Source organism: Luteimonas sp. A534, from assembly GCF_054072805.1.
In genome coordinates this window covers 16,949-43,099 of sequence record NZ_JBSVRR010000002.1, presented here as the reverse complement: position 1 = coordinate 43,099, position 26,151 = coordinate 16,949, and the positions used below count along the sequence as shown (strand labels likewise).

Sequence of the window (26,151 nt, the reverse complement as noted above, 5' to 3'; positions counted from 1 at the left end):
TCCGTTCAGCCACGGCGCGGTCGCGCCCGATGGGTGGGAACGGCATTCCAGGGATCCTCGGGCCAAGGGTGCTTCGGATAGCGGCCCTTCATCTCGCGCCGCACTTCCGGCCAGGTGCGGTCCCAGAAACTGCGGAGGTCCGAGGTCACCTGCAGCGGCCGCCCTGCCGGCGACAGCAGGTGCAGCAGCAGGGGCACCCGTCCGTCCGCTACGCGCGGGGTATCGGCCAGGCCGAACAGTTCCTGCAGCTTCACCGCCAGCACCGGCGGCCGCGGCTGGCCGTCGTCGCCGATCGCGTAATCGATGGCGCGCGCCTGCCCGGAAGGCACGGTGATCCGCGTCGGCGCCAGCGCATCGACACGCTGCTGCAGGGCCCAGTCGAGGCGCGAGCGCAGTGCGTTGCCGAAGTCTTCCGTGGACAGTGCGTCCAGCCGCGACTTGCCGGCGAATGCGGGCTGCAGCCACTGGTCCAGGCTGGCCAGCAGCGCCTCGTCGCCGAGGTCGGGCAGGGCGAGTTCCGGCATCCACGCGCGCAGGCCGGCGAGCCGCGCCCGCCACTGCCGCAGGCCGTCGCTCCACGGCAGGACGTCGAGGCCGAGCGCACGCACCGCATCGGTCAGGGCCTGTGCGGCCGCGGCGGGGTCGGCACGTCCGGCGGGCCGGCTGTCGAGCACGATGCCGGCGAAGCGGCGCACGCGTTCGGCGACCAGCGCGCGGCGGTCGGCATCCCACCGGGTCTCGTCACGCTCGCTGAAACGCTCGCCGAAGTCCCGGTGCAGCGCGGCCTCGTCCACCGGCGCCGCCCGCAGCAGCAGCGCGTCACCGCGTGCTTCGTGGCGCAGCTCGCTGGCCACCAGCCAGGGCTCGCCGATGAGCTCGCTGTCGTCGAGCAGCCGCGCCATGCGGCCGTTGGCGAGCTGGTAACGGTGCAGGTCGCCGGCGTGGCGGGCGGCGATACGGTCGGGGAACGCGTGCGCGAGCAGGTCGCCGAGCGCATGCGCGGGCACATCGCCCGGTGGCGCCGCATCCACGCGCAGCCGGCGTCGCCACTGGCGCGCGGCGGCATCGATCGCGGCCAGCGCCGACCGGTTGGCATCGGCCGGAACCCGGCGCTGGCGGAACGCGGCGAGCGCCCCCCAGCGCACGGCGACCGCATCGCTGCGCGTGCGCAGCGGATCGCGCGCTTCCAGCAGCGCGGCCAGGTCGCAGGCAAGCGCACGCGACGACGCATCACCGGGCGCCAGCAGCATCGCCGCCAGCCGCGGATGCGTGCCGAGCGCCAGCATGCGCCGGCCCCGCACCGTGATTGTCATCGGGCCGGTTCCCGTCGCGAGCGCGCCGAGCTGCCGCAGCAGATCGCGCCCCGCGGCGAGCGTGCCCGCCGGCGGCGCATCCACGAACCGCAGCGCATCGTTGCCCCAGGCGGCAAGTTCCAGCGCCAGGGCGGCCAGCTCGACCTGGGCGATTTCGGGCCGTCGCTGCGCTTCAAGACGCTGTGACTCGGGCCACAGCCGATAGGCCCAGCCCGACGCGACGCGTCCGGCGCGCCCGGTGCGCTGGTCGGCCGAGGCCTGCGCGATGCTCACCACGTCCAGGCGGCTGAAACCGCTGTTGGGATCGTGCCGCGGCTCGCGCGCCAGCCCGCTGTCGACCACGACCCGCACACCCGGCAGGGTCACGCTCGACTCGGCCACGTTCGTGGCCAGCACCACGCGGCGACGCCCGTCCGCGGCCGGGCGCAGCAGGCGCGCCTGCGCGTCGACGGGCAGGTCACCGTGCAGCTCGAGCACGTCGGCACCGGAGGCCCGCACCGCATCTCCCGCGGCCAATGCCGCGGCCGCGCGCGCGATCTCGCGGCGCCCGGGCAGGAACGCGAGTACATCGCCGGGATGACGCTGCAACGCATGCTCCACCGCGCGCCGCAGCTGGTGCTCCAGCGCCTCCTCGCGCCGTGCCGGGAAGTGCGCGATCTCGACCGGATGGCTGCGCCCCGCGCTGGACAGGCGTGGCGCATCGAGAAACGACGCCAGCCGCTCGCCATCCAGCGTCGCCGACATCACCACGATGCGCAGGTCCTCGCGCAGCCCCGCCTGCACGTCCAACGCCAGCGCCAGGCCGAGATCCGCGGCGAGATGGCGCTCATGGAACTCGTCGAACAGCAACGCGCCCACGCCCTCGAGCATCGGATCGTCCTGCAGCATGCGCGTGAGGATGCCCTCGGTGACTACCTCGATCCGCGTTGCCGCCGACATCCGGTTCTCGAAGCGGATGCGGTAGCCGACGGTCTGCCCGACCTCCTCCCCCAGCGACGACGCCATGAACCCCGCCGCCGCCCGCGCCGCGACCCGGCGCGGCTCCAGCATCACGATGCGCTGGCCCGCCAGCCACGGCGCATCAAGCAACGCCAACGGCACGCGCGTGGTCTTGCCCGCACCCGGCGGCGCCTCGAGCACCAGCCGCGGGTGCTCCGCCAGGCTCGCCCGGATCGCCGGCAGCAGTTCATCGATGGGAAACGAAGCGTCCTTCACCCGCAAAGGATAGGGCCTGCCGCGTTTCGCCATGCGCACCACGTTGTCGCGCAGCGGCCAACTGCGCACACCCGCCCCCCGCACAGCGGCGTGCTCCGCCACGGAGCCGGGAATCCACGGCCCCTGCTTTCGACCCCACACAGCAGCACCGTCAACAAGTCACCCGATCCTCCTCCGCCTACAATGCCTCCATGCAACTGATCGACATCGGCGCCAACCTCACCCACGACAGCTTCGACCACGACCGCGACCAGGTCATGGCGCGCGCCCGCAGCGCCGGCGTCGTGCAGATGGTCGTCACCGGCGCCAGCCGCGAACACTCCCCGATGGCGCTGGAACTCGCCCGCGCCCACCCTGGCGAACTCTTCGCCACCGCCGGCGTCCATCCCCACCACGCCACCGACTACACCGCCGAATGCGACGCCGAGATGCGGGCGCTGCTTGCGCATCCTGAAGTCGTGGCCGTGGGCGAAACCGGCCTCGACTATTTCCGCGATTTCTCGCCGCGCCCCGCCCAGCGCAAGGCGTTCGAGCGCCAGCTCGAGATCGCGGTCGACACCGGCAAGCCGCTGTTCCTGCACCAGCGCGACGCCCACGCCGATTTCGTCGCGATCATGAAGGACTTCGAAGGCCGCATCGGCCCCGCGGTGGTGCACTGCTTCACCGGCAGCCGCGCGGAACTGTTCGACTGCATCGACCGCGACTGGCACATCGGCATCACCGGCTGGCTGTGCGACGAGCGCCGCGGCCAGCACCTGCGCGAGATCGTCGCCAACATCCCCGCCAACCGCCTGATGGTGGAAACCGACGCGCCCTACCTGCTGCCGCGCTCGCTCAAGCCGATGCCGAAGGACCGCCGCAACGAGCCGATGCACCTCGGGCACATCGTCGAGGAGCTCGCGCGCGACCGCGGCGAGGACGTCGCGGTGGCCGCGGCGAACGCCACGGCCACCACGCGCGCGTTCTTCAGGCTGCCGGCCCCCCGCTAGCGGCGCACCAGCTCCACGCGCCGGTTCGCGGCGCGGCCGTCGTCGGTGCCGTTGTCAGCCACCGGGTTCGCGGTGCCGAAGCCGCGCGCCTCGAGCCGGTCGGCGGCAATGCCGGCCTCCACCAGCGCTGCCACCACTGCCGCCGCACGCGCCTCGGACAGCGCCTGGTTGCGCGCCGCATCGCCGGTGTTGTCGGTGTGGCCGTCGACGTGCAGGCGCAGCGCATCGCTGCCTTCAAGCAGCGCGACCACCTGCTCCACCTGCGGCTGCGAGGCGGGCAGGATGTCGGCCTTGTCGACCGCGAAGTGCACCTGGATCGCGACCCGGCCATCGGCCTCGATCTTCGCCCGCAGGTCGTCGGCCGGCAGCAGCGCCGAGGTCGGCACCAGGGCGCGCTCGCGCACCACGATCAGGCCGGCGAAGTGGCGGCTGGTGCAGGCGCGCACCCAGACGTTGCCGTCGTCGCGGCGCAGGACGTACACCTCGACCGGGTTCATCACCAGGCACTTGGCTTCGGCCGGGTACTCGCGCATCACCGCCTGCACCGCCTTGTCCTGGCGCGCGCTTGCCGGCTCCTCGCCGCCATGGACCTTCACCCCGCCGGCCGCGGTCACCACGTGCTCGATGTTGCGCGCGACCTCGGTCGCGGAGAAGTCCTTGCCCGCATCGCGCTCCACGCGCATGCCGGCCGCATAGACCTGCCCTTCGACCGTCTCGAAGCGGTCGCCGACCCAGAACGCCGCCTGGCCATGGTCCAGTCGGCGGCTCTGCCGCGGCGTTTCGCGGTAGCCGTCGGGAATGGAGAAGTACGGAAACGCGCCCAGGGCCACGGTCGACGCCGGCAGCGCGGCGATATCGAAGCCGCCCGCCTCGCCCCCGGAAGCGGCGCCGTCGGCGGGCAGCAGCCCGGCACTGGCGGCGAAGTCCGCGCTCTCGCTGATGGCCAGGCTGCCACCGGCGCTGTAGGTGTTGAGGTGGATCCAGATGTTGCGGTCGGGCCGACGCACCAAGAACACGGTGCTCGGCCGGTTGCCAATGCCGCCGAGGCCGGTGTTGTGCCGGACCATGACGTCTTCGCCCAGGGATTTCACCGCCTCCGCCGGCACGCGGCCTTCGAACACCTTCACGCCACCGGCCTGTACCACCACGTGCTCGAGGTTGCGGCGCACTTCCAGCTCCGACATCTGCTTGCCGGGTTCGGTGCCGATGAACGTCGCCCAGGTCGGACCCTCGACCCATTCGAAGCGGTCACCGACCCAGTACGGGAAGCGGTCGAAGTCGCTGGTCTCCGGTCCGTTCGCGCGGTAGCCGGCCGGCAGGCCGATGTACGGGAACGCGCCCAGTGCAAGGGTCGACACCGGGACTGTTTCGATGTCGAACCCGGCGGCCCCGGCGTCACCGTCCTGCTCTGCGACCGCGTCTGCGGGCTGTGCCTGCGCCTGCTGCGCGGAGTCCGCGGCCGTGGCGCCGTCGGCGGACCGGTCGCACGCGGTCGCGGCGAGCGCGAGCATCGCGAACAGCAGGGTGGTGCGGGTGGTGCGGCTGGTTCCCTTCATGGCGATCTCCCTGATGGTGGTCTTGCCGCGCGCGGCAGCGGGCAAACCTACCAGATCGCGTCGCCGGATCTCAGCTGCGCAGGCCCACGCCCCGCTTCAGCAGCGACAGGCTGAGCGCGCCCAGCGCCGCCACGAAGCCCAGCATCAGCGCGTACGCCACCCACAGCGGCACGTCGCCGCGCCCGAGCAGGCCGTACCGGAACGCGTTGACCATGTAGAAGATCGGATTGGCGTAGGTGAGCTTTTCCGCCCAGCCCGGGAGCAGCGTGACCGAATAGAACACGCCGCCCAGGTAGGTCAGCGGGGTGAGGATGAAGATCGGCACGATGGCGACGTCGTCGAACTTCTTCGCGAACATCGCGTTGACGAAGCCGGCCAGCGAGAAGATCGTCGCGCCCAGCAGCACCGTCGACAGCGTCACCCACGGGTGCGGGATGCGCACGGTGGTGAACAGCATCGCGATGCAGAGCACGATCACGCCCACCATCAGCCCGCGCAGCACGGCGCCTGCGACGTAGCCGCCCAGGATCACCCACGGCGGCATCGGGCTGACCAGCAGCTCCTCGACGTGGCGGCCGAACTTGGCGCCGAAGAACGAGGACGAGATGTTGCCGTAGCTGTTCTGGATCACGCTCATCATCACCAGGCCCGGGACGATGAAGTCCATGTAGGTGATGCCGTCCATGGTCCCGATGCGGCTGCCGATGAGGCCACCGAAGATCAGGAAGTACAGCGTCATGGTGATCGCCGGCGGCACCAGGGTCTGGCTCCAGATGCGCAGGATGCGCATGATTTCGCGGCGGGCGACGGTGCCCAGGGCCACGAGGTTCGAACGGAGCACGGATGCCTCCTCGGCAGCAGCGGGCGTGGGGGTGGTGGCACTCATGCCGCCTTCCCCGTCGCCGCGGCGTCGGCAGCCGCGCCGGTATCGCCGGTCATGCGCACGAAGAGTTCCTCCAGGCGATTGGTCTTGTTGCGCATCGAACGCACGCGGATGCCCGCGGCATCAAGCGATGCGAAGACGCGGTTGAGGTCCATCGCGCGCGGCATGTCGACGTCGAGCGTGTGCGCGTCCACGACGCGCACCTCGGCGCCGGGGATCTCCGGCAGCGCCTCCGGCAAGGCATCCTCGACGTCGAGCAGGAAGCCTTCCACGTCGAGCTTGGACAGCAGCGAGCGCATCGGGCCGGACTCGACGATGCGCCCGTGGTCGATGATGGCCAGGTTGCGACAGAGGTTCTCGGCCTCTTCCAGGTAGTGCGTGGTGAGGATGATCGTGGTGCCCGCGGCGTTGATCTGGCGCAGCGTCTGCCACATGCCGCGGCGGATCTCGATGTCGACGCCGGCGGTGGGTTCGTCGAGGATCAGCAGCCGCGGCCGGGTCATCATGGCGCGGGCGATCATCAGCCGGCGCTTCATGCCGCCCGACAGCGTGCGGCTCATCATGTGCGCCTTGTCCCACAGCTGCGCCGAGCGCAGTTCAGCCTCGGCGCGCACGACCGCCTCGGCGCGGGGGATGCCGTAGAAGCCGGCGTAGTTGACGAGGATGTCGAGCGGCTTCTCGAACATGTTGAAGTTGATTTCCTGCGGCACCAGGCCGAGCAGGCGCATCGCGCGGTCGCGCTCGGCGTGGAGGTCGACGTCGAACACGCGCACCTCGCCCGCGGTCTTGTTGACCAGCGAGGAGACGATCCCGATCAGGGTCGACTTGCCGGCGCCGTTGGGACCGAGCAGCGCGTAGAAATCGCCGGGAACGACCTCGAGCGAGACGCCCTTGAGGGCCTCGACGCCGTTGTCGTAGGTCTTGCGCAGGTCCCGGACCGAGAGCGCGGCGGGCATGGCCTGGTTCATCGGTGCTCCTTGCCGCGGGGGGTCGCGGCGGAGCGGTATTATAGGAGTCCCTTGGGCCGTGGCCCGGCAATGGTCCGTTCCAACGTGCCCGCACACTTCCCCCTCAAGCTCGTTTCGCGCCGCATGCTGGCGCCCACCGTCGCCCACCTCGCCTTCTCCCGCGACGACGGCCTGCCGCTGGACTACATCCCGGGCCAGTTCCTGCAGGTGCACTTCGAGTACGGCGACGGCACCGCCACCAAGCGCAGCTATTCGCTGGCCACCATCCACGACCACGCCACGGGCCCGGGCGAGCTGGTCGAGATCGCGGTGAGCTACGTGCCCGGCGGCGCCGCCACGTCGCTGTTCGAAACACTCGAGATCGGTGGCACCGTTCAGGCCAGCGGGCCCTTCGGCCGCTTCTGCCTGCAGGCCGGCGACGACAACCGCCGCTACCTGCTGGTCGGCACCGGCACCGGGGTGACCCCGTACCGGGCGATGCTGCCCCTGCTTGAAAAGGCCATGGCCGGACGCGGCATCGAGGTCGTGCTGCTGTTCGGGGCGCGCACGCCCGAAGAACTGCTCTATGGCGACGAGTTCCGTGCGTTCGCGGAAGCCCATGCCGGCTTCCGCTTCGTGCCCTGCTTCTCGCGCGGGCTCCCCGCTCCGGGTACGGCCCAGGACCACCCGGACGTGCGCCATGGTTACGTACAGCAGTTCCTGGGCGAGTTCGCGCCGTCCGCCGAAGGCGACATCGCCTATCTGTGCGGCAACCCGGACATGGTCGACGCCTGTTTCGAAGCGCTGAAGGAACATGGCCTGCCCATCCCGCGTATCCGCCGCGAGAAGTACGTCAGCAGCAAGTAGCGGCCGTGGGGTGCGAAGCTGTCGGGACACATGGAACCCCGGAATTGGTCACAGGCGCAGCTCGGCGATCGTCTGGATGTCTCCAGGCAGACGGTGAACGCCATCGGGACCGGGAAGTACGACCCGAGCCTGCCGCTCGCCTTCCGCATCGCGCGCCTGTCCGGCGCGTCCATCGAATCCATTGTCCAACCGGGGAACGACGCATGAAGACACACCGGACATCCATCGCCAGCGTGCTCGCTGCCGCGCTGGCTGCCACGCTCGCGGGCTGCAGCCCGCCCGGAAGCGCCAAGGGTGCCGACGACGACGGCCAGCTGCGCCTGGGCGACATCGCGTTCGAGTCCTGCTCCCTGAGCGCGGTCGGCGCGCGGGCGGTCGAGGCGCAATGCGCGCGCCTGGCCGTGCCCGAAGACCACGATGCGCCCGACGGCCGCCAGATCGAACTGGCGATCGCCGTGTTGCCCGCGAAGACCCAGGCCGAACCCGATCCCGTGGTCATGATCGCCGGTGGCCCGGGACAGTCGGCGCTGGAGTCCTACCCCATGGTCGCGGCCGCCTTCGCGGATGTGCGTCGCAGCCGCAACGTGCTGCTGGTCGACGCCCGCGGCACCGGCGGTTCGCATCCGCTGCACTGCAAGGACGAGGAGGGCGACAACGCGTTCGGCAGCGACGCGCCGACGCCCGAAGCCATGCGCGCATTCACCGAGCGCTGTCGGGATGCACTGGGGACCGGCACCGACCTGCGCCGCTACGGCACCATGGACCACGTCCGGGACCTCGAGCTGGTGCGCAAGGCGATCGGGGCGCCGCAGCTCAACCTGGTTGGCGTGTCCTATGGCACGCGCGTGGCGCAGCAGTTCGCGAAAGCGTTCCCGCAGGCCACGCGCAGCGTCGTGCTCGATGGCGTGGCTCCCAACGCCATGGTGCTGGGGCAGGACCACGCACGCAACCTGGAGCAGGCGCTACAGGCGCACTTCGCGCGCTGCCGCGACGAGCCCGCCTGCGCCGGCAACCTCGGTGATCCCGCGGAGCAGCTGCCCGCCGTGCGCGCCGCGCTCGAAGCCGGCGACCTGGCCGCGGTCCGCTACCGCGACCCGGTCAGCGGCGAATGGCTGGAGGAGACGCCGGACTTCGGCCGCCTCGCCATCCTGTTGCGGATGTTCTCCTACCAGCCCACCACCGCTTCCACCCTGCCGCTGCTGCTGCACGACGCCGCGCAGGGCCACTACGCACCGATGCTGGCGCAGTCACGGATGATCATGGGCTCGCTCGGCGACCAGATGGCCCACGGCATGCAGCTGTCGGTGATCTGTACCGAAGACGCGGCCGACATGGCGATCGACCCGGACGACGTCGGCAGCGTGCTCGGCACCGACATGGTGGCGCTGCTCAAGGCGCAGTGCGAAGCCTGGCCGACGGCGCCGCGCGCGGACGGCTTCCGCGATCCGCTCACCGGCGACGTGCCGGTGCTGGCGATCAGCGGCGAGTTCGATCCCGTCACCCCGCCGCGCTACGGCGACGAGATCGTCGCCCACCTGCCCCGTGGCCGCCATCTGGTCGCGCCCGGCCAGGGCCACAACGTGATCGGCGCCGGCTGCATGCCGAAGCTGTTCGCGCAGTTCGTCGAGCGCGCCGACGCCGCCGACATCGATGCAAGTTGCCTCGACCGGCTCGCGCCGGCACCGCCGTTCGCCGGCTATTACGGTTGGGAGCCCTGAGATGATCGAAGTCCACGACCTGCACAAGACCTTCAAGGCCAAGTCCGGACCGGTGCACGCTGTGCGCGGCGTCGGCTTCACCGCCCGCGACGGCGAGATCACCGGCCTGCTCGGCCCCAACGGCGCCGGCAAGACCACCACCCTGCGCATGCTCTACACGCTGATGTCGCCCGAGCGCGGCACGGTGCGCGTCGACGGCCTGGATGCACAGCGCGATGCCACGCAGGTGCGCCGCCGGCTGGGCGTGCTGCCCGACGCGCGCGGCGTCTACAAGCGCCTGACCGCACGCGAGAACATCGTCTACTTCGGCCGCCTCTACGGCATGGACGACGCCACCATCGACGCGCGCATCGAGGAGCTGGCAGGCACGCTGGGCATGGAGGATTTCCTCGACCGCCGCACCGAGGGCTTTTCGCAGGGCCAGCGCACCAAGACCGCGATCGCGCGCGCCCTGGTGCACTCGCCGCGCAACGTGATCCTCGACGAACCCACCAACGGCCTGGACGTGATGACCACGCGCGGCCTGCGCGTCTTCCTGCAGGAGCTGCGGGCGCAGGGCCACTGCGTGATCTTCAGCAGCCACATCATGCAGGAGGTCGCCGCGCTCTGCGATCGCATCGTGATCATCGCCCAGGGCGAAGTTCGCGCGAACGGCACGCCCGATGAACTGCGCGCGCAGTCGGGCGAAGACAACCTGGAGGACGCGTTCGTCCAACTGATCGGCACCGAGGAGGGCCTGTCCGCATGAGTCTCTTCCACAACACGGTGCTGACCGTCGCCCGCAAGGAGCTGCTTGACCTGTTCCGCGACCGGCGCACGGTGCTGCTCGGCCTGCTGATGGGCCCGCTGCTGTTCCCGGTGCTGATCCTGGGCATGGGTTCGATGGCGGAGAAGCGCGCGCGCACCCAGCTCGAGTCGACGCTGGAGCTGCCGGTGATCGGCGCCGAGCACGCGCCCAACCTGGTGCGCCACCTCGGCACACGCGACATCGATGCCATCGACCCGCCCGAGGACGCGGAGCGCGCGCTGCGCGAGCAGGTGCACGACGTGATCCTGCGGATTCCGGCGGAGTTCCCCGAGCAGTGGCGCGAAAGCCGCATGGCCGCGATCGAGCTTCTGTATGACTCCTCGCGCCAGGACTCGCGGATTCCCGTGGAACGCGTGCGCGCGGCACTCGGCGAGTACGGCCAGCAGGTCGGTGCCCTGCGCATGATCAGCCGCGGCATCAGCCCCGAGGCCACGATCGCGGTGATGGTGGCGCAGCGCGACGTGGCCACGCCGGAGTCGCGGCGCGGCATGCTGCTGGCCTTCCTGCCCTACCTGCTGATCTTCAGCGCCTTCGTCGGCGGCGCCTACATGGTGATCGACGTCACCGCCGGCGAGCGCGAGCGGCAGTCGCTGGAACCGCTGTTGGCCACGCCGAGTTCGCGCAGCGCGTTGATGAGCGGCAAGATCCTTGCCGCCACCGCGCTGGGCCTGCTCAGCCAAGTGCTGATCCTGGTCGCGCTGGCGGTCAGTCTGGCGATGGCGCCACGCGCGCTGCAGATGGTGGCGATGACGCCGGGCATGCTGGCGATGCTGCTGCTGGTGCTGGCGCCGATCGTCCTGATCGGCTGCACCCTGCTGACCCTGATCTCGGCCAGCGTGAAGTCGGTGAAAGAGGCGCAGAGCTACATGAGCGTGCTCATGCTGCTGCCGATCATCCCCACGGTGGTGTTGATGGTCAGTCCGGTGAAGGAGCAGCTCTGGCAGTTCGCGGTGCCGTTCCTGGCGCAGAACCAGATGGTGCTGAAGCTGGTGCGCAGCGAATGGATTGCGCCGATGGAGTGGCTGGTCTACTTCGCATCGGGCTTCGGACTGGCGCTGGTGCTGTGGTTGATGGCCGCGCGCCTGTACCACCGCGAAAAGCTGGCGATCTCGGCCTGAGGCCGCCGTCTGGCGGAACGGAAAAGCCCGGCCGTGTGGCCGGGCTTTTTCTTTTGTCGCCGGTCGCGTCGTGTCAGCCGCCGCCGGGGTTGAAGGCGATGGTGCGCCGGGTGGTGACCGGCTCGGCGATGGGCTCGAAGCGCCAGCGGCGAACCGCCGCCACTGCCGCACGGTCGAATACCCGCGGCGGATCGGCGCGGACCACGCGGGCATCGCTGATGCTGCCGTCGGGCGCGACAGTGAACTCGACCTGGACTTCGCCCGACTGTCCGGCGCGCAGTGCCTCGGTCGGATAGGTGGGCGCCGGCGTGCTCAGCGGCCGCAGCGTGGGCGCCGCGGGCGGCGGCGTGGACGTCGGGGCCTGCTGGGCCTGGCGCTGCTCCGAGGCGCGCTGTTCGGCCGCACGCCGCTCTGCGGCGACGCGGTCGGCTTCGGCGCGCTCTGCGGCTTCCCGCTCCGCGGTCTGTTGCTGCTCCACCAGCTGGGCCGCCGCCAGGCGCTGCTGCTCGGCCTGGGCGCGCGTGCGCTCCTCGGCAAGCAGGCGCTGGCGCTCGGCTTCCTGCTCGGCGCTCAGTGCCTGCTGGGCCACGCGACGCTGCGTCGCATCGCGCGCGCCGGTGATCGTTTCCTGCAGGCGCGACAGGGCCGGATGGTTGGCGTCCGCGCGCGCGACCAGGGCCGCCAGGCGTCCGGCTTCGTCGAAGTCCTCGCGGTCGCGGGCCTGCTCGGTGGCGATCACCAGCATCGGCATCAGGTCGGTCAGCGCGCTGGCAACAGCGGCATCGCCGGGCGACTTCTCGCGCAGTGCCAGGTAGTACTCCAGCGCGTTGTCGCCGGGCGGCGCGTAGAGCCGGCTTTCGGCATAGGCGGTGCGGCCGCGCTCGCGGAGTTCGTCGGGGCCGAGTTCGGCCAGCGCGTCCGCCTGGGCAGCCACCTGGTCGGCCGCATCGGGCGCGGCTTCGGCGGCCTGCCCGGCGGCAGTGGTGGCGGCATCGCCCGCGGGTGCCGCGGCCTCGTCCTTGCCGCAGGCCGAGATGGCCACGACAAGGGCCGCAACAAGTGCCAGCCGCGGCAGGACCCCGCCCGCGGATGCTTGGTTGTTCACGGACATCTGTTTGTACTCCCCCTGAGTGTGCGGATACGCACGAATGCGTAGGACGCGACACACGGGGCGGTTTGTCAACACCCCGGTGCCGGTTCGCGGCTGCGCTACTTGCCGATGCAGAAGCGCGAAAAGATGTGCCCGAGCAGCGCGTCGGCCCCGATCCGACCGCTGATGTCGCCTAAAGCGTGATGCGCGTCACGCAATGACTCCGCCGCCAGCTCGAGTGCCTCGATGGCCAGCGCAGACGTCGCGGCATCCAGGTGCCGTGCTGCGCGACCCAGTGCATCCACGTGCCGCGCGCGCGCGGTGAACTCGCCGTCACCGGCACCGCCCTCGCCCACCACCAGGGAGCGCAGGCGCGAGTGCAGCGCCGCCATGCCCAGGCCCGTGGAGGCGGATACGCGCAGCTCGCCGGCCGGTGGCGGCGGCGCATCCGGCGGCAGCAGGTCCGACTTGTTGTGCAGCCACAGCACCTGCGGCACGCCGTCGAGCCCCGACGCGACCGCCGCGCGCCCGGCATCCGGATCGCACGCATCGAGCACGACGATCGCCAGGCCCGCGCGCGCCAGCTCGTCGCGCGCGCGGCGCATGCCTTCGCGCTCGATCGCGTCGCCGCCGGCGCGCAGGCCGGCGGTATCGACCAGGGCCAGTTCCGCACCGTCGACGTGCACGGTTTCGCGCAGCAGGTCGCGGGTGGTGCCGGCGACATCGGTGACGATCGCGCGGTCGCTGCCGGCCAAGGCGTTGAGCAGTGAACTCTTGCCGGCATTGGGCGGGCCGACGATCACTGCATGCAGGCCGTCGCGCAGGCGGCGGCCGCGGGTAGCAGCGGCCAGCAGCGTGGCAAGGTCGGCGCGGGCACGCGCGAGGCGCGCGGCCAGTTCCGATCCGCCCAGCGTCTCCAGCGGCTCGTCGGCGAAGTCGATCGCGGCTTCTGCGTGGACGCGCATCGCGACCAGGTCGTCGGCCAGGGCGTTGACCCTGCGCGAGAACTCGCCGTCCAGCGAGCGCCGGGCGGCGCGGGCGGCGGTCAGGTCGCCGGCGGCGACAAGATCGGCCACGGCTTCGGCCTGGGCCAGGTCGAGGCGACCGTTGAGGAAGGCGCGCTCGGTGAACTCGCCCGGCCGCGCCATGCGCGCGCCAAGCGCGCAACAGCGCGCGACCAGGGCCTGCAGCAGCACCGGATTGCCGTGGCCCTGCAGCTCGACCACGTCTTCGCCGGTATAGCTGGCCGGCGCCGCGAACAGCAGCGCGATGCCGTCGTCGATCGGCTCGCCGTCGGCGTCAAGGAAACGGGCGTGGCGCGCGTGCCGCGCCCGCAACCTACGGCCGCAGATCGCGACGGCGATGGTGGGCGCGGCGGGTCCCGACAAGCGGACGATGCCGACCCCGCCACTGCCCGGCGGGGTCGCGACGGCGACGATGGTGTCGGTGGCCATGCTGCCCCCGCCCGCGGATCAGTCGCCGGAGGCGGCGGCCTTCGCCGGCGCGGGCTCCGCGTACTTGCGGATCAGCCACCACTGCTGCGCCAGGCCCAGCGTGCCGTTGGTGACCCAGTACAGCACCAGGCCCGAGGGGAAGAAGATCATGAAGACACCGAAGATCAGCGGCATCAGCTGCATCATCTTCTGCTGCATCGGATCCATGCCGACCATCGGCGTCAGCTTCTGGGTCGCCCACATCACGGCGATGTTGAGCACCGGAAGGATGAACAGCGGATCGCGCGCGGTCAGGTCCTGGATCCAGCCCATCCACGGCGCATGGCGCAGCTCCACCGACTCCAGCAGCACCCAGTACAGCGCCAGCCAGATCGGCATCTGCAGCAGCACCGGCAGGCAGCCGCCGACGGGATTGATCTTCTCTTTCTTGTACAGCTCCATCATGGCGACCTGGAACTTCTGCTTGTCGTCGCCGTAGCGCTCCTTGAGCTGCTGGATGCGCGGCTGGAAGCGGCGCATCTTTGCCATCGACTGGTACTGCGCCTTCGACAGCGGATACATGATGGCCTTCACCACCACCACCAGGCCGATGATCGACCAGCCCCAGTTCTGGAACAGGCCGTGGAGCTTGTTGAGGATCCAGAACAGGCCTTCGCCGAGGAACGCGAACAGCGCGAAGCGGCTGTAGTCCACCGCGCGGTCCAGCCCGGGGACCTGCTGCGCCTTGATCTGGTCGACCAGCTTCGGGCCCACCCACAGGCGCGCGCTGATGCTGCCTTCGTCGCCGGGCGCCACCGCAAGGCCCGGACCCATCTCGCGGATCAGGTACTGGGGCGCGCCGCCGGCACCAGTGGTGGTTTGCAGCGAAACGACGACCTCGTCATGCGGCCGGGGGATCCAGGCGCTGAAGAAATGGTGCTGGAGCATGGCCACCCAGCCGCCGGTCTGGCGCGCGTTGACTGGGCCTTCGTCGTCGAACTTCGCGTAGCGCACGCGCTGGTAGCCCTCGCCCGGGCTGAACCAGGTGGCGCCGTACAGGCTGAAAGACTCGGGGTTGGTCCAGCCGGTCTTGAGCACAGGCGGCAGCCGCGTCAGCTGGCGGTAGGCGTGGCCCTGCCAGAGCGTCTGGCTCTTGTTGTAGACCGTGTCGAGCACCTCGATGGCGTAGCTGCCGCGCGTGAACACATAGCTGCGGCGGATGCTGACGCCGTCGGGGCCGTGCCACACGAAGGGAACCTCGAGCGTGTCGGCACCTGCGCCCAGCACGTAGTCGGTGCCCGGCGATTCCGGCACGAAACCGGCCTCGTGGCTGGGCGCGGCGCTGGTCGCGCTGACCCAGCCGCTCTGCGCAGCGTAGAAGCTTCCCGGCGCGTCATCGAACAGGCGCACCGGCGGGCTGCCCTCGTCGCGGGTCTGCGGGAACAGCAGCAGGTCGGCGCGCGCGACGGCACCACCGCGCAGCGCAAGGTCGAGGACGTCGGTGCGGACACGGACCAGCCCGGCGGTCGCGGCCGGTGCGGCGGATGCGGACACGCCGGGCACGGCGGCCACCGACGGTGCCTGCGGCACGGCACCCGGCACGGTGGCAGGTGCGTCGACGACGCCCGGGGCGCCGGGGATCGCAGCCGCGGGGTCTGCTGCCGTGGCGGCGGCCACGGCTTCGGACTGCGGTGCCCGCTGTTCCTTGCCCCACTCCATCCACAGCAGGGTCGCCACCATCAGCCAGGCGAAGATCAGGAAGGTACGGGTCTGGTTCATCGGACGGGCATGCTCATTCGCCGGCGGAACGCGGCGTCGGGACGGGAACGGGGGAAGCGGCGGGCATTGTGCCGCTCAGGTCGGGCGCGGGCAACGCGCCGGCGCGGCGCAGGGCATCGTGGAAGGCGGCGCGCAGCTCGACGCGGCTGGCCTTGGCGGCCGCGGCGCGCGCAACGAGCACATAGGCGGCATCCGGCAGCCCGGCGCGCAGGACGCGGAACTCTTCGCGCAGCGCACGCTTGATGCGGTTGCGACCGACGGCGCGGCGGTCGACCTTGCGCGAAACCGCCAGGCCCAGGCGCGGCGGCTGGCCGTCGCGGTGGTAATGCAGGGCCAGCAGCGGCGTGCCGGTGCGGCGGCCTTCGCCGAAGACGCGGTCGAACTCCGCGCGCACGCGAACGCGCGCTTGGCGTGGCAAGCGGCGGTCCATGGGGCTTGGGATCGCGGCGGGGCGGCCGTCAGGGGGGCCGCCCGCGGTCATCAGGCGGTGAGGCGCTTGCGGCCCTTGGCGCGGCGGCGGGCAAGGATCTTGCGGCCGTCGGCGGTCGCCATGCGGGCACGGAAACCGTGGTCGCGCTTGCGCTTGAGGTTGCTGGGTTGGTAGGTGCGCTTGGTGGCCATGGGATGCTCGAGCGTGACGCAGCGGAAAGAACCGGAGATTCTATGCCGCGACCGTCGCCCGGTCAAATACCCGGGGCGGGCGCGGCCCACGCGACGACCGCCGGCGCGCAGGCCCCGGGGCGCGATGGTAGGCTGGCTGCCCCCTCTTCCACCGCCCGCCGCACGTGGCCCGCCGCGTCGCGCGGCCGGTCCCGCTGTCGGTATGTCGAACGTACACATGGATGCCTGGCCCCGCTGCCTCGAACGCCTGGAAGCCGAATTCCCGGCCGAGGACGTCCACACCTGGCTGCGACCCCTGCAGGCCGCGCGCCGCAATGATGCGACCGTGCTGTACGCGCCCAATGCGTTCGTGCGCGACGCGGTGCACGAGCGCTACATGCCGCGGATCCGGGAGCTGCTGGGCTTCTTCGGCGGCAACGGCGACGTGTCGCTGGAGATCGGCTCCCTGCCCCGCGTCGCCGAACCGGTGCGTGCATCGGCCACGGCCGCGGCCACCGCCGCGAGCGCGGCCGCCGGCGCCGCCGCCTTCCACGGCAACCTCGACAACCATTACACCTTCGACAATTTCGTCGAGGGCCGCAGCAACCAGCTCGGCCGCGCCGCCGCGTGGCAGGCCGCGCAGAAGCCGGGCGAGCGCGCCCACAACCCGCTGCTGCTGTACGGAGGCACGGGACTGGGCAAGACCCACCTGATGTTTGCCGCCGGCAACGAGATGCGCCGGAACAATCCGTCGGCACGCGTGCTGTACATGCGCTCCAACGACTTCTACAGCGCCTTCTTCCGCTCGCTGCAGGAACGCACCGCCGACCAGTTCAAGCGCCAGTTCCAACAGCTCGACGCGCTCCTGATCGACGACATCCAGTTCTTCGCCGGCAAGGACCGCACCCAGGAAGAGTTCTTCCACACCTTCAACGCGCTGTTCGAAGGCCGGCAGCAGATCATCATGACCTGCGACCGCTTCCCGCGCGAAGTCGAAGGCCTGGAACCGCGCTTGAAGTCGCGCCTGGCCTGGGGCCTGCCAGTGGCGATCGACCCGCCCGACTTCGAGACCCGTGCGGCGATCGTGCTGGCCAAGGCCCGCGAGCGTGGCGTCCATATCCCAGAAGACGTGGCGTTCCTGCTGGCCAAGAAGATGCCGTCGAACGTGCGCGACCTCGAGGGGGCGCTGAACACGCTATCAGCCCAGGCCAACTTCACCGGTCGCGCGATCACGCAGGAATTCGCCCAGGAAACCCTGCGCGACCTGCTGCGCGCCCAGCAGGCGGCGATCAGCATCGCCAATATCCAGAAGACCGTGGCAGACTACTACGGACTCCAGATGAAGGATCTGCTGGGCAAGAAGCGCACGCGTTCGCTGGCTCGTCCGCGCCAGATGGCGATGGCGCTGGCCAAGGAACTCACCGAGCACAGCCTGCCGGAGATCGGTGACGCCTTCGCGGGTCGGGACCACACCACGGTCCTGCACGCCTGTCGTCAGATCCGCACCCTCTCGCAGACCGATGGAAAGCTTCGCGAGGACTGGGACAAGCTCATCCGCAAGCTCAGCGAATGAGCCCGGGACGGCGGGCCAGGGAGCCGGTGTACAGGCAGGGGGCAAGCTGTGGACAAGTTCGGGGCTGCGGCAGGGGCCCAAAGTTGTCCACAGCTTGTCCGCATTGGCGGCAGGATGTTGTCCACGGGGTTGTAGCGCAATTAAACCGTTATTAGTCAGGTAGTTGGATGAGTTCTCAACCGTTTTAGCGGACTCCACCACCACCGCATTTAAGTATTTATCCTATTCAAGAGCTAGGGCAAGGGGACACCACCGGCATGCGTTTCAGTCTGCAGCGAGAAGCCTTCCTCAAGCCGTTGGCGCAGGTCGTCAACGTGGTCGAACGCCGGCAGACGCTGCCGGTGCTCGCAAACCTGCTGGCACTGGTGCAGGACGGCCAGCTGTCGCTGACGGGCACCGACCTGGAAGTCGAGATGATCGCGCGTTGCGCGGTCGACGACGCCCAGGACGGCGAAGTCACGATTCCGGCCCGGAAGCTGTTCGACATCGTTCGTGCCCTGCCCGATGGCAGCAAGGTCACCGTCAGCCAGTCCGGCGACAAGATCACCGTGCAGGCCGGGCGCAGCCGCTTCACCCTGGCGAGCCTGCCGGCCAACGACTTCCCGTCGATTGACGAGGTCGAGGCGACCGAACGGGTCGAGGTGCCGGAAGCAGCGCTCAAGGAGCTGATCGAGCGCACCGCATTCGCGATGGCGCAGCAGGACGTGCGGTATTACCTCAACGGCCTGCTGTTCGACCTCGGCGACCACCGGCTGCGCTGCGTGGCCACCGACGGCCACCGACTGGCATTGTGCGAAGCCGAGCTCAGCGGCAGCAGCCAGTCCAAGCGCCAGATCATCGTGCCGCGCAAGGGCGTGAGCGAGCTCCAGCGCCTGCTCGAGGGCGGCGACCGCGTGCTCGAGCTGGAAATGGGCCGGAACCACATCCGGGTGAAACGCGACGATGTCACCTTCACCAGCAAGCTCATCGACGGGCGCTTCCCCGATTACGAAGCCGTGATCCCGATCGGCGCCGATCGCGAGGTCAAGGTCGACCGCGAGGTGCTGCGCGCGGCCTTGCAGCGCGCGGCGATCCTCTCCAACGAGAAGTACCGCGGCGTACGCATCGAAGTCTCGCCGGGCCAGCTGAAGATCAACGCCCACAACCCGGAGCAGGAAGAGGCGCAGGAAGAGATCGAGGCGGACACTTCCGTCGATGGCTTGGCCGTGGGTTTCAACGTCAACTACCTCCTGGATGCCCTTGGCGCGCTGCGCGACGAAACGGTTGTGCTGGCGCTGCGCGATGCGAACTCCTCGGCGCTGGTCCGCGAGGCCGCCAATGAACGCTCGCGCCACGTCGTGATGCCGCTGCGGCTGTGACCCCTGCAAGGTTCCACGTGGAACACGAACGCCCGGCATTGCCCGGGCGTTCTGCTTTTCCGGGCGCGCTGCAGTGCATCTGACCCGCTTCGATGTGCGCGACCTGCGCAACCTCACGGATATTGCCCTGGAGCCAGGGCCCGGGCTGAACCTGTTCTCCGGGCCCAACGGCGCCGGCAAGACCAGTGTGCTCGAGGGTCTCCACCTGCTGGCCTACGGACGCAGCTTCCGCGGCCGGGTGCGCGACGGTCTGGTGCGTACCGGGCGGGAAGCGGTGGAAGTGTTCGCCGAATGGCGCGTTGCAGGGGAAGAGGGCAGTCACCGTGCCGGTCTCCGCCATTCCGGCGCCGGCTGGGAAGCCCGGCTGGATGGTGAGCCGGTCGGACACCTGGGTGAGCTTTGCGCAGCCTTCATGGTCGTGACCTTCGAGCCCGGCAGCCACGCCCTGGTGTCGGGGGGCGGGGAGCCGCGGCGTCGTTTCGTGGACTGGGGCCTGTTCCACGTGGAACAGGGTTTCCTTCCGCTGTGGCGGCGCTACTCCCGCGCGCTGAAGCAGCGCAACGCCCTGCTGAAGTCGGGGGCCTCCGGAGCGCAGATCTCGGCTTGGGACCAAGAACTGGCCGGATCGGGCGAAGAGCTGACGCGGCGGCGCGCACAGTACCTGGAGCGGTTGCAGGAGCGCCTTGCGCCCGTGGCCGCTGCCCTGGCGCCCACGCTCGGGCGGATGTCTGTGGATTTCGAGCCTGGCTGGCGGCGGTCGAGCCTGTCCCTGGGCGACGCACTGGCGGTCGCCCGCGAGCGCGACCAGGCGCTGGGCCACACGACTGTCGGACCGCACCGCGCCGACTGGAAGCTGCGGCTGGCGGGGAAAGGGGAGGGAGAAGCGCTTTCGCGCGGGCAGGCCAAGCTCGCGGCCCTGTCCTGTCTGTTTGCGCAGGCCGCGGATTGCGCCGCCGAACGCGACGACTGGCCGGTCATCGCGCTTGATGACTTGGCGTCGGAGCTGGACGTGGTCCATCGCGAGCGGGTGCTGGCGTTCCTGGCGTCGATTCCAGCGCAGGCCTTCATTACCGGGACCGACCCGCTGCAGCTGGGCGCACCGGCCACCATGTTCCACGTGGAACATGGGCAAGTGGTTCCAGTCCAGTGACTTTGTTTCACGTGGAACCACCCGCATCGACTGGGGTGCTCCCGTGGGGTTGGCCTGCCGTGCGGCTTGGTTCAAAGCCCTTGCCAAGGGACGCAAACTGGTATAATGCCCGCCTCAAGCCCCTATAAGTAATGTGTCCTGCGCCGGCCGTGCCGCGTCGGCCATTGCTGGGCGATCCCAATGCCAGAAAGACACAGATGACCGAAGACACCGGCAACACCCCCGAGGCCGCGAACACCGGCTACGACTCCAGCAAGATCACCGTCCTGCGTGGCCTCGAGGCCGTCCGCAAGCGCCCAGGCATGTATATCGGCGACGTGCACGACGGCACCGGTCTGCACCACATGGTGTTCGAGGTTGTCGACAACTCGATCGACGAGGCCCTGGCCGGTCACGCCGACGACGTCAATGTCACGATCCACGAGGATGGCTCGGTCTCTGTGTCGGACAACGGTCGCGGAATCCCGGTGGACATCCACAAGGAAGAGCACATCTCGGCGGCCGAGGTGATCCTTACCGTGCTGCACGCCGGCGGCAAGTTCGACGACAACAGCTACAAGGTCTCCGGCGGCCTGCACGGCGTCGGCGTGTCGGTGGTCAACGCGCTGAGCGAGCACCTGTGGCTCGATATCTGGCGCGACGGCGAGCACCACGTCCAGGAATACTCCCTGGGCGAGCCGCTGTACCCGCTCAAGGTAGTGGGCCCCTCCAACGGCCGCCGTGGCACCACGCTGCGCTTCAAGCCGGCCACGGAGATCTTCAGCGACGTCGAGTTCCACTACGAAGTGCTGGCGCGCCGCCTGCGCGAGCTGTCCTTCCTGAACTCGGGCGTCAAGATCACCCTCAGCGACGAGCGCGGCGAATCGCGCCGCGACGTGTTCCAGTACGAGGGCGGCATCGCATCCTTCGTCGAGCACCTGGCCCAGCTGAAGACGCCGCTGCATCCGAAGGTGATCTCGGTGATCGGCGAGCAGAACGGCATCACCGTCGAGGTCGCGCTGCAGTGGACGGACTCCTACCAGGAGACCATGTTCTGCTTCACCAACAACATCCCGCAGAAGGATGGCGGCACCCACCTGATCGGCTTCCGCGCCGCGCTTACGCGCACGCTCACCAACTACATCGAGCAGAGCGGGATCGCCAAGCAGGCCAAGGTGCAGCTGTCGGGCGACGACATGCGCGAAGGCATGATCGCTGTGCTGTCGGTGAAGGTGCCCGACCCGAGCTTCTCCTCGCAGACCAAGGAAAAGCTGGTCAGCTCCGACGTGCGCCCGGTGGTCGAGCAGACCTTCGGCGCCAAGCTCGAGGCCTTCCTGCAGGAACACCCGAGCGAAGCCAAGGCGATCGCCGGCAAGATCGTCGACGCCGCCCGCGCCCGCGAAGCCGCGCGCAAGGCCCGCGACCTGACCCGCCGCAAGGGCGCGCTGGACATCGCCGGCCTCCCGGGCAAGCTCGCCGACTGCCAGGAGAAGGATCCGGCGCTGTCGGAACTCTTCATCGTCGAGGGTGACTCGGCCGGTGGCTCCGCCAAGCAGGGTCGCAACCGCAAGAACCAGGCGGTGCTGCCGCTGCGCGGCAAGATCCTCAACGTCGAGCGCGCGCGCTTCGACCGCATGCTCGCCTCGGCCGAAGTCGGCACGCTGATCACCGCGCTGGGCACCGGCATCGGCAAGGACGAGTACAACCCGGACAAGCTGCGCTACCACCGCATCATCATCATGACCGACGCCGACGTCGACGGCGCCCACATCCGCACCCTGCTGCTGACCTTCTTCTACCGGCAGATGCCGGAGCTGATCGAGCGCGGCCACATCTATATCGGCTTGCCGCCGCTGTACAAGATCAAGCAGGGCAAGACCGAGATCTACCTGAAGGACGACGCGTCGCTCGACGCCTACCTCGCCGGCAACGCCGTGGAGGGCGCGACCCTGGTCCCGGCCGAGGGCGAACCCGGCATCACCGGCGGCGCGCTGGAGAAGCTGCTGCTGGCCTACGCCGCGGCCCGCGAGACCATCGCCCGCAACGCCTGGCGCTACGACCCCGAGGTGCTCGCCGCGCTGATGAACTTCACCCCGCTCGACGCCGAGGCCCTGGCCGGCAACGTCGACGAGCGCCACGAGCTCGAACTGCTCGAGCAGCGCCTCAACGAAACCGGCCTCGGCAAGCCGCGCTACTCCCTGGAGTTCCAGCCGGCCAACGAGCTCGCCGGCCCCGCGCTGGTGGTACATCGCCGGCACATGGGCGTGGACGCGGTGCAGGTGCTGCCGTTCTCGGCCTTCGAGGGGGGCGAGCTGCGCTCGCTCCGCGACGCCGCCTCGCTGCTCCACGGCCTGGTGCGCAAGGGTGCGCAGATCATGCGTGGCAACCGCGCGCAGCCGGTGACGAGCTTCGCCCAGGCCCAGGCCTGGCTGCTCGAGGAAGCCAAGAAGGGCCGCCAGATCCAGCGCTTCAAGGGCCTGGGTGAAATGAACCCCGAGCAGCTGTGGGACACCACGGTCAATCCTGAAACCCGCCGCCTGCTGCAGGTGACGATCGAAGATGCGGTTGCCGCCGACCAGATCTTCAGTACCCTGATGGGCGACGTGGTCGAACCGCGCCGCGCTTTCATCGAGGACAACGCCCTGAGGGTGTCCAACCTCGACGTCTGACCGGGCCGGTTGACGCCGCCTTCAGGTGGCGGCGTCTACAAAACACGAAGCCCAACCAGGACGCCGCCATGAAGATGCTTCCGCTTGCCGCCGCCGTCGTCGCCACCCTGGCGGTCGCGGCCTGCGCCACCACGACGTCGCCCACGGGCCGCACCCAGTACGTGGGCGCGGTGTCGCAGGAGCAGCTCAACCAGCTTGGCGCCCAGGCCTTCACCGAGCAGAAGGCGACGATGCAGCAGACGGGCAACGCGGCCCAGAAGCGCTACGTCGACTGCGTGGTGCGCGCCGTGGTGGCGCAGCTGCCGGCGGCCCAGCGCCAGATCGCCTGGGAATCGGCGGTGTTCGTCGACGACAACCCCAACGCATTCGCGCTGCCCGGCGGCAAGGTCGGCGTCTATACCGGCATCTTCAGCGTGGCCCGCAACCAGGACCAGCTCGCGGCGGTGATCGCGCACGAGATCGGTCATGTCATCGCCAACCACCACGACGAGCGCATCACCCGCCAGATGGGCGCGCAGGCAGGGTTGGGCGTGGTCGGCGCGCTGGTCGGCTCGCGCTACGGCGAGGGCGCGACCCAGACCACCAACCAGCTGGGTGGCGCCGCGCTGCAGGCGGCGTTCCTCCTGCCTGGTTCCCGCGTGCAGGAGTCCGAGGCCGATGTCGTCGGCCAGCGGCTGATGGCCGAAGCCGGCTTCGACCCGCGCCAGGCGGTCAACCTGTGGCAGAACATGATCTCGGCCAGCAGCGGCAACCGTTCGCCGCAATGGCTGTCGACCCACCCCGACCCCGCCGCACGCATCGGTGAGCTGCAGTCGCGCGCGACGGGTCTCGTGCCGACGTGGGAAGCGGCGCGCAGCGCCGGGCGTCGCCCTGCCTGCGGCTGAACATTGCGCCATCGTCCGATGGTGCGGTCGCGCCACCCGCACCGGTTCTGTTAGCTTTGCATCCCCCGAGCGCGCACCGGCACAAGTCGACGCGTGCGTTGCATACCCCGAGGCCCACATGTCCGCACTCTCCAGCCATCGTCATCTCCTGGTTTCCGCAGTCATCGCCGCGCTTGCCATCGGCGGCATCGCCGACGCCCATGCGCAGACGGCAGCCGAACGCCTCGCCGAACGCCGTGCGGCCCGTGAAGGCAGCCGCGGTGGCGCCCAGGAAAAGGCCGAGGCCGAATACCCCGCCGCGACGCGCAAGGACCCGGGCCTGAGCGCGAGCTCGCGCCTGACGCCGAAGATCAACGCCGTCTCCGAAGCCCAGCAGGCAGGCGACGTCGCCGCTGCCGAGGCCGCCGGTGCCGATGTGCTGGGTGACGAGCGCGCCAACGCCTACGAGCGCGCGATCACCCTGCGCCTGATCGCCGACCTCCTGATCGACGAGGATCCGGTGCGCGCCAAGGACTACCTGCGCCAGTCCATCGAGCTCGACGGCCTCGGCAACAACGAGCACTTCAGCAGCATGTTCATGCTCTCGCAGCTGCAGCTCCGCGACGACCAGTACGCCGAGTCGCTCGCCACGCTCGACCGCCTGCTCGCCGAGACCAAGTCGGACAAGCAGGACCTCCAGGTCCTGCGCGGCAACATCCTCTATCGCATGGACCGCTTCGACGAGGCCGCGACCGTGCTCGAGCCGCTGGTACGCGGCAAGGCGGACGCCAGCCCGGAGGCGCGCCAGCTCCTGCTGGCCGTGTACTCCGAAGGAAACCGTGCCAGCGAAGCGGCCGCCCTGGCCGAGGAGATCGCCACGCAGACCCCGGGAGACAAGAGCGCCCAGCTCAACCTCGCCACCGTCTACCTGCAGGCAGACGACTACCCCAATGCGATCGCCGTCTACGAGCGCCTGCGCCAGTCCGGCGACCTGACCGAGGAGCGTGACTACCGCAACCTCTCGGCGCTGCTCCTGAACACCGACGGCGGTGAGCCCAAGGCGATCGAGGTGCTCAACGATGGCCTGCAGAAGGGCATCCTGCCGGGCGACTACAAGACCTACGCGCTGCTGGCCCAGGCCTACTACTTCAGCGACCAGCACGACAAGGCGATCGAGTTCTACCAGAAGGCGGCTCCGCTCGACGAGGATGGCAACACCTACCTCAACCTCGCCAAGGCGCTCAGCAACGAAGGCCGCGACGCCGAATCGAAGGCCGCGGCCCAGAAGGCACTGGACAAGGGCCTGACGAATCCCGAAGAGGCGCGCAAGCTGCTTGCGCGCTGACATCGTGCGCATCATTGAGGTGGACGGCGCGGTGGAATCGAGCGCCAAGATTGGTATAAGCTTGGGAATTCCCGCGCAGAACACGCGTGCGGGTCCAGACAACACTCGGGGCGCTCGCGGCCCGGCCAGAGACGAGTTCCCCGCATGACGCAGCACGCCACGACCCCCGACCGGAACAATGACCAGGACGAGGGCCTGAACTGGGCGCGTATCGCCGGCTTCACCATGGTGGTGGCGTTCCACGCCGCCGCCGTCCTGCTCCTGCTGGCCCCGGTCAACCCGCCCGGCGCGGCGCCGGAGGAGGAGCAGGTCACGCGCGTGGTGATCATCGAGCCGCCGCCGCCCCCGCCGCCGCCGCCGCCGCCGCCGCCCAAGCCGCCGGAGCCGCAGCCGATCCGCGAGCTGGTGCCGCCGCAGCCCACGCAGCTGCCGCCGCCGCCGGAAGAGCCGCCGGTGGTCTTCGACGAACCGTCGCCGATGGACACCCCGGCGCCGCCTCCGGCCCCGCCTGCCCCGCCGGCCCCGACGCCCAACATCGGCGCCAGCGTGGACCCGTCGTCCAAGAGCATGAACCCGCCGAAGTACCCGCCGGCGGCCCTGCGCTCGGGCATCACCGGCCAGGTGATCCTGATCGTCGAGGTCGATGCCAGCGGCAACGTGACCAACGTGTCGGTCGAGAAGTCCAGCCGCAACCGCGACCTCGACCGCGCCGCGATCGACGCCGCGCGCCGGTGGCGCTTCAATCCCGAGGTTCGCGACGGCGTCCCCGTGGCCGGCCGCGTCCGCGTCCCGGTGGACTTCGTCCTTTGACCGGCGGCGCGCCCCTGGCGCGCCACCGCATCACATGCAACACCGCTGTGCCCGCTTCACACTTTCCAACACCACAACATCTAGAAGG

The 26,151-nt window shown here is 69.9% G+C and carries 22 protein-coding genes; 13 read left to right on the top strand and 9 right to left on the bottom strand.

Annotated features, from left to right (window positions below; translation table 11 throughout):
- Positions 1-5 precede the first annotated feature (5 nt).
- Positions 6-2,561, bottom strand: coding sequence for an ATP-dependent helicase HrpB (hrpB, locus tag ACW5F0_RS04905; RefSeq protein ID WP_456965728.1), 2,556 nt, complete (start codon positions 2,559-2,561; stop codon positions 6-8).
- Between the two features lie 158 nt (positions 2,562-2,719).
- Here hrpB and ACW5F0_RS04900 point away from each other — a divergent pair, with 158 nt between their 5' ends.
- Positions 2,720-3,517: a TatD family hydrolase gene (locus ACW5F0_RS04900; protein WP_456965332.1), complete on the top strand. Its 798-nt coding sequence runs from the start codon at positions 2,720-2,722 to the stop codon at positions 3,515-3,517.
- Here the strand turns inward: ACW5F0_RS04900 and ACW5F0_RS04895 are convergent.
- From ACW5F0_RS04895 to ACW5F0_RS04885, 3 genes are all read right to left on the bottom strand, one after another.
- On the bottom strand, positions 3,514-5,073 hold the full coding sequence (locus ACW5F0_RS04895) for an OmpA family protein (protein WP_456999184.1): 1,560 nt from the start codon (positions 5,071-5,073) through the stop codon (positions 3,514-3,516). The genes ACW5F0_RS04900 and ACW5F0_RS04895 overlap by 4 nt on opposite strands.
- A 70-nt stretch (positions 5,074-5,143) precedes the next feature.
- Positions 5,144-5,959: an ABC transporter permease gene (locus ACW5F0_RS04890; RefSeq protein WP_456965330.1), complete on the bottom strand. Its 816-nt coding sequence runs from the start codon at positions 5,957-5,959 to the stop codon at positions 5,144-5,146.
- A complete protein-coding gene (locus ACW5F0_RS04885; RefSeq protein WP_456965329.1) occupies positions 5,956-6,924 on the bottom strand; it encodes an ABC transporter ATP-binding protein in 969 nt (322 codons plus the stop codon). Before ACW5F0_RS04885 ends, ACW5F0_RS04890 begins: the two co-directional genes overlap by 4 nt.
- Positions 6,925-6,993: 69 nt before the next feature.
- Between ACW5F0_RS04885 and ACW5F0_RS04880 the strand changes: the two genes are divergently transcribed.
- Genes ACW5F0_RS04880 through ACW5F0_RS04860 form a run of 5 tightly spaced genes read left to right on the top strand, consistent with a single transcriptional unit; the run spans position 6,994 to position 11,414 of the window.
- Complete coding sequence (locus ACW5F0_RS04880) at positions 6,994-7,770, top strand: ferredoxin--NADP reductase (RefSeq protein ID WP_456965328.1); 777 nt, start codon at positions 6,994-6,996, stop codon at positions 7,768-7,770.
- Between the two features lie 18 nt (positions 7,771-7,788).
- A complete protein-coding gene (locus tag ACW5F0_RS04875; RefSeq protein WP_456965727.1) occupies positions 7,789-7,977 on the top strand; it encodes a helix-turn-helix transcriptional regulator in 189 nt (62 codons plus the stop codon).
- Positions 7,974-9,488: an alpha/beta hydrolase gene (locus ACW5F0_RS04870; protein ID WP_456965327.1), complete on the top strand. Its 1,515-nt coding sequence runs from the start codon at positions 7,974-7,976 to the stop codon at positions 9,486-9,488. The genes ACW5F0_RS04875 and ACW5F0_RS04870 overlap by 4 nt, the downstream gene beginning before the upstream one ends.
- Before the next feature lies 1 nt (position 9,489).
- Positions 9,490-10,236: an ABC transporter ATP-binding protein gene (locus ACW5F0_RS04865; protein WP_456999183.1), complete on the top strand. Its 747-nt coding sequence runs from the start codon at positions 9,490-9,492 to the stop codon at positions 10,234-10,236.
- On the top strand, positions 10,233-11,414 hold the full coding sequence (locus ACW5F0_RS04860) for an ABC transporter permease (protein WP_456999182.1): 1,182 nt from the start codon (positions 10,233-10,235) through the stop codon (positions 11,412-11,414). Before ACW5F0_RS04865 ends, ACW5F0_RS04860 begins: the two co-directional genes overlap by 4 nt.
- Positions 11,415-11,487: 73 nt before the next feature.
- Here the strand turns inward: ACW5F0_RS04860 and ACW5F0_RS04855 are convergent, their stop codons facing one another.
- The 5 genes from ACW5F0_RS04855 to rpmH all read right to left on the bottom strand — a co-directional run bounded on the left by ACW5F0_RS04855 (position 11,488) and on the right by rpmH (position 16,337).
- Positions 11,488-12,519: a TonB family protein gene (locus tag ACW5F0_RS04855; RefSeq protein WP_456999181.1), complete on the bottom strand. Its 1,032-nt coding sequence runs from the start codon at positions 12,517-12,519 to the stop codon at positions 11,488-11,490.
- Positions 12,520-12,623: 104 nt separating this feature from the next.
- The gene (gene mnmE / locus ACW5F0_RS04850) at positions 12,624-13,958 is read right to left on the bottom strand and encodes a tRNA uridine-5-carboxymethylaminomethyl(34) synthesis GTPase MnmE (protein WP_456965323.1); all 1,335 of its coding nucleotides are present in this window, start codon (positions 13,956-13,958) and stop codon (positions 12,624-12,626) included.
- An 18-nt stretch (positions 13,959-13,976) separates the two neighbouring features.
- A complete protein-coding gene (gene yidC, locus ACW5F0_RS04845) occupies positions 13,977-15,716 on the bottom strand; it encodes a membrane protein insertase YidC (protein ID WP_456999180.1) in 1,740 nt (579 codons plus the stop codon).
- A gap of 13 nt (positions 15,717-15,729) precedes the next feature.
- The gene (gene rnpA, locus ACW5F0_RS04840) at positions 15,730-16,146 is read right to left on the bottom strand and encodes a ribonuclease P protein component (protein WP_456999179.1); all 417 of its coding nucleotides are present in this window, start codon (positions 16,144-16,146) and stop codon (positions 15,730-15,732) included.
- Positions 16,147-16,196: 50 nt separating this feature from the next.
- The gene (gene rpmH, locus ACW5F0_RS04835; RefSeq protein WP_027083663.1) at positions 16,197-16,337 is read right to left on the bottom strand and encodes a 50S ribosomal protein L34; all 141 of its coding nucleotides are present in this window, start codon (positions 16,335-16,337) and stop codon (positions 16,197-16,199) included.
- Between the two features lie 217 nt (positions 16,338-16,554).
- On the opposite strand from rpmH, the gene dnaA reads away from it, so the two are divergent.
- The 7 genes from dnaA to ACW5F0_RS04800 all read left to right on the top strand — a co-directional run bounded on the left by dnaA (position 16,555) and on the right by ACW5F0_RS04800 (position 26,063).
- A complete protein-coding gene (dnaA, locus tag ACW5F0_RS04830; protein ID WP_456965320.1) occupies positions 16,555-17,889 on the top strand; it encodes a chromosomal replication initiator protein DnaA in 1,335 nt (444 codons plus the stop codon).
- A 257-nt stretch (positions 17,890-18,146) separates the two neighbouring features.
- Positions 18,147-19,247, top strand: a complete 1,101-nt coding sequence (gene dnaN / locus ACW5F0_RS04825) for a DNA polymerase III subunit beta (RefSeq protein ID WP_456965319.1) — start codon at positions 18,147-18,149, stop codon at positions 19,245-19,247.
- A 73-nt stretch (positions 19,248-19,320) separates the two neighbouring features.
- Complete coding sequence (gene recF / locus ACW5F0_RS04820; protein WP_456999178.1) at positions 19,321-20,397, top strand: DNA replication/repair protein RecF; 1,077 nt, start codon at positions 19,321-19,323, stop codon at positions 20,395-20,397.
- Between the two features lie 197 nt (positions 20,398-20,594).
- Positions 20,595-23,045, top strand: coding sequence for a DNA topoisomerase (ATP-hydrolyzing) subunit B (gene gyrB / locus ACW5F0_RS04815; protein ID WP_456965317.1), 2,451 nt, complete (start codon positions 20,595-20,597; stop codon positions 23,043-23,045).
- 74 nt (positions 23,046-23,119) lie between these two features.
- Complete coding sequence (locus ACW5F0_RS04810) at positions 23,120-23,929, top strand: M48 family metallopeptidase (protein WP_456965726.1); 810 nt, start codon at positions 23,120-23,122, stop codon at positions 23,927-23,929.
- Between the two features lie 118 nt (positions 23,930-24,047).
- Complete coding sequence (locus ACW5F0_RS04805) at positions 24,048-25,253, top strand: tetratricopeptide repeat protein (protein ID WP_456965316.1); 1,206 nt, start codon at positions 24,048-24,050, stop codon at positions 25,251-25,253.
- Positions 25,254-25,397: 144 nt separating this feature from the next.
- The gene (locus tag ACW5F0_RS04800) at positions 25,398-26,063 is read left to right on the top strand and encodes an energy transducer TonB (RefSeq protein WP_456999177.1); all 666 of its coding nucleotides are present in this window, start codon (positions 25,398-25,400) and stop codon (positions 26,061-26,063) included.
- Positions 26,064-26,151 lie beyond the last annotated feature (88 nt).